At 28.8% G+C, this 4,123-nt stretch carries 5 protein-coding genes; all 5 read right to left on the minus strand.

All coding sequences use genetic code 11. The features are described 5' to 3' along the window. Nucleotides 1-999: hypothetical protein (locus LS65_RS09440; RefSeq protein ID WP_138129861.1), on the minus strand; the 999-nt coding region annotated here is incomplete at its 3' end. Next, nucleotides 993-1,745: a hypothetical protein gene (locus tag LS65_RS09970; protein WP_162549576.1), complete on the minus strand. Its 753-nt coding sequence runs from the start codon at nucleotides 1,743-1,745 to the stop codon at nucleotides 993-995. The genes LS65_RS09440 and LS65_RS09970, both read right to left, overlap by 7 nt. A gap of 10 nt (nucleotides 1,746-1,755) precedes the next feature. Continuing rightward, entirely contained in the window at nucleotides 1,756-2,343 is a 588-nt protein-coding gene (locus LS65_RS09450; RefSeq protein ID WP_236096704.1) for a hypothetical protein, read from the minus strand. After that, on the minus strand, nucleotides 2,324-3,586 hold the full coding sequence (locus tag LS65_RS10320) for a hypothetical protein (protein WP_236096705.1): 1,263 nt from the start codon (nucleotides 3,584-3,586) through the stop codon (nucleotides 2,324-2,326). The genes LS65_RS09450 and LS65_RS10320 overlap by 20 nt, the downstream gene beginning before the upstream one ends. Continuing rightward, nucleotides 3,583-4,008 carry a hypothetical protein gene (locus tag LS65_RS09975; protein WP_138129863.1) on the minus strand — a complete coding sequence of 142 codons (426 nt, stop codon included), beginning with the start codon at nucleotides 4,006-4,008 and terminating at the stop codon, nucleotides 3,583-3,585. Before LS65_RS09975 ends, LS65_RS10320 begins: the two co-directional genes overlap by 4 nt. Nucleotides 4,009-4,123 lie beyond the last annotated feature (115 nt).

Below are 4,123 nucleotides of genomic sequence, written 5' to 3' on the forward strand. Positions count from 1 at the left end.
AAGATAATTTAAAAGCTGATTTGGTGTAAGTGAATGGTTATTCTTAGTAATAATTTGTGCTATTTGCATTTTATCTCGCACGAAATCTACACAGGAATTGCCAACCACCTTATAGTCTTTAAATGTATTTCTTTTATCAAAAAAACATTTCTTTGTCCTAAATTCATCATTAGATAGAATAGTATCTAATAAAATTTTTCTAACCACTTCATAAAATAAATCTTGATTAATATTTTCAAATACTATGGCTTGGTTTGTAAAAAATGTATCTAATGGTCTTATACTTTTTAAAATATGCCCTTGACTAAAAATAAAATCTTTACGATCTGTATTATTTTCTGGAATTTTTGGATTTATTTGATTTTTATAGTTACTGTTATTAAATAATTCACAATCATATTGATTATTTTGAAAGACTTTACCACCGTTTTCTTTATTATCTCCATTCTTAACCTTACTGAATGGAGCAGATTTATAAGGTCCAAAGCCAAAAAAGCCTTCAATATTTAATAAATATTGCCAATTTGTAGAAAGATATGATTCCAAACATTGCACTACTTCGTCATATGTTTCTATCTGTTCTTTCCCATTTAAAATAAATTCTTTAAACTTTAAAGTTATATCAGTTTGGCAGATTCTAAAGAATGTAAAATTATTATTAAATTCAGCCCTTTTTTCTTGATATTTTTTGTCATCTTCTCCATTAAGCCAAGCCTTAATATTTATTTTATTTTTTATATCCTTAGAATTTAGAATTTGTGTAAGTTGATATTGTGTCGTAGGTTGTTGAAAATTTTCCGCTTCCTTAATAAATTTATCATAATTTTCATAATCTTTGAATACTTGCTTAAATATGTCAATTTGTACTTTAGATAACTTTTCTTTTTCAATTTTTAATCCAATAAAAATATGCGGAGGCATTCCATTTCCTCCCCACCAATTATCTACATAAACTCCTAAACTATATGTTGTATTATAGGGCATATTTTGTATTACCATCTATTCTCCCTTTTGTCTTGGACAAGCAAATCTTGCAATTTTATCTTTTTTGCCTCAAAGTGCTTTTTAATTTTTTCAATAAACAATATGTCTTGCTCATTACCTTTTGTTTTGAGTGTATGTAGATATTGTATAGGATTATTATAGGATAAAATAGTTTCCTCCTCACCTGCTTGACAATAAATATTATATTTACTTGGATAACCCCAAGTTGTTAATGGGTTTTGCCTCCAATTTGTATAATAAAATACTTCACTTATCTTATAGGCATATATTGTTCCATTTTGAGAATCCACAAGAGAAGATATGAGAGCATAAGTATTGCCAAGTTGTATGGTGAATGATAATTGATAAATATAAGGCTTTAGTAATATAAAATCTTTTTTGATACTTAAATCATCTTTTTTATTTATTTTTTCAACAGCTAATGCTATTTGGCTACTATTACCTTCAACAAAAGTATCAGTTACCATATCTTGAGTTATACTATGCCAAAACGATTTAACACGAACATCTTGCCTTAAGGTCTTTTTTTCTTGCAGAGTATAATAATCTTGTATATATTGCGGTAAAGGGTGAGAATAAACAATGCCTTTTTGGGAAATTTCACACAATCTCTCATATTCCTTATATTCAGAATCTAAAGCCTTAGGGATAAAGGCACGATAACTTGTAGGATAAGAACAACCATTTATCATAAAAAATACTATTAAGATTCCAAATATGCCCGAAACAATATATATCATTTTATGCCTTTTATGCTGCATTCTCTATGCTCCAATGATAATGAGTAATAGATTGATTATACTTAAAATTCTTTAAAGCCTCTTTACCTAGATTAGATTTTAATTGCACTACTCCTCCGTGAATACATTTCATCTCATTATCTTCTAGTATAGGGTGAAGCATTGCAATGCTTAAAGGTTTTAATTGTTCTTTGTGTTGTTTTTGTTCTCTTTGCATTGTAGCTTTATCTTGTTTTTCTTTAGATTCTTTGTTTGTGAGTTCTAGTTTAATATTTAAACTAGAATCAATGAGAGAATAATTTAAAAGAGTAAGAGTAGAAGCATTTAAAAAGATAAGAAGTGTGCCTAGATTATTTTCTTCATCTTTAGGGGAGAAGTAATAACTTGGTGTATCTTGTTTAATGGTATTGTCTTTATCTAATTCACCAAAGAAGTATTGAAAAAGAGGATTGGGAGATTCTGTGCCTCCTGTGAGTTCTATGCCCATAAAATATAATTTAGAGTTTAGAGTGTCTATGTTTTTAGAATCTAGGATTTGGAGGTCTATATATTGTTTATTTGTTGCCTTAATTATTTCCTTACGCAAGTTCGCATTCATTTTGCACCCTTTTATTAATTGCGTGATAGCTTTCGCTCCAATAGTCTTTTATCTCCTTACCTTCTAAAAATTCAAAGTAAAATGTCATTGTATCTTTGACATAATTTTCTGACATAATAGCATAATGATACTGATGATAAAGTGCATTAGAGAGGTAATTATCATCAGGAATAAAGATAAAAGGATAAAACTCATTGGCACTAAAATTATTTGCTGGGATACTTAAGTCTAATTCATCAATGTGTTGAGGCTCATAGTTGTTTAATGGGTCTAGTATAAAACCCTGATTATTGCTCACATAAATAAACAAGAATCGTCCTTTAAGACTTTTAGTTTTCTCATTTAGTGATTGCAAATATTCAGCCAATCTTTTATAAACACTAATTGTTTTTTCTCTACGAGCCCAATATGTATAAATTTGCTCTTGTTCCTCTATGGTGCAAATTAATGGTGTTGCTAAAACATCGTTATTTCCCCTATCTTTTTTATCGTTTAAAGCGCATTCCATATATTTATTACCAATCATTTCATTAACCCATTTTATGAATGTTTTTGCACCCAAAATTGATTCTAAGTTAGAATCTATGGCTTGGAATTTGAGGAAAATATTATGTGTCTCTCTTATAGAATCAAAAATATCCATAAAAGAACCGGGTATATTAAATTGCTCAAATACATTTACACCGATCATTCTTAGCTGTTTTTGCACCCAATGAACGCAGTTGTTGTTTTTGATGTGATAATTGAAATTTTGATTAATTGCTTTTTGAGTATTGGGCATAATGCTTTGTGTAGTATTAAGGTCATTTTTTATATTTTGTAGCAAAGTATCATATTGTTCTTGTGAAATTTCTAAAGTGCAACGATTAGAGGGAGAGAAAGTCTTATTGCTTCTCAATCTCTTAATATCATAAGTGTTTGTTTTTGTGTTATTATCCATTACATAGTGATTATTTTTAAAGATTTTGCCAGCAGTATTGAATATACTATTAGTGCCTGTTCCAAAGCCATAAAAGCCATCATTAAATTCATTTGTTTCTGTTGTATCATACCATTTATATTCTTCTTTAATATAAATCATTTTTCTTAGTTCAAAACTCCATATTTGTTTATTTGTTTCTCTTTCAAACTTCATAGTATCAAGTTCATTAGGCGATTTATCTTTAGTAAGTCCTAGAAAGGCGTGGGTAGCACCCTCAAAGTCAAATAATTGGTCAATGTAGATTGTTACATAGTATTTCATTTATAAAATCCTCCCAATAGGTAAAATAACTTCAATGAAGCCTCAAGAAAAACAACCCCAATGACAAATGTAGTCAAAAATCTAAAATGTTTAGACAATATGGTAATTACTGCTATGATGAGAGGATATACAATAATTATTGCCGAAGCTAATTGTGAAAAAGTCAATATCAAGTAATAATACCCTACAACAGTAAGCAAAGGGAATATATTTTTAAAATAAACTAAGTTTAATGCAAATATAAGAAACATACCCCATAAAATAGCGTATTGATCTTTATCTTTATCAAAATATAAAAATATTATAGGAACTATACACAATCCCACACTACACATAAACCACGCAATCTGTCCGCTTGTAATAGAATCTATTCCCTTAGATTCTAATTTGAGTTTGAGCTGTGAATAGAGAGGGATTTTCAAGCCACTTGCCTTTTGGTAGGAGGATTAGGACAACCTACAATAGAGCTATAGAGTAAATCAGTTTCTAATATAAAAGGAATATTCTTATCTTGAATACTTTTACCTAGATTAGATT

The sequence above is a fragment of the Helicobacter japonicus genome, assembly GCF_000762845.2.
GTDB lineage: Bacteria > Campylobacterota > Campylobacteria > Campylobacterales > Helicobacteraceae > Helicobacter_C > Helicobacter_C japonicus.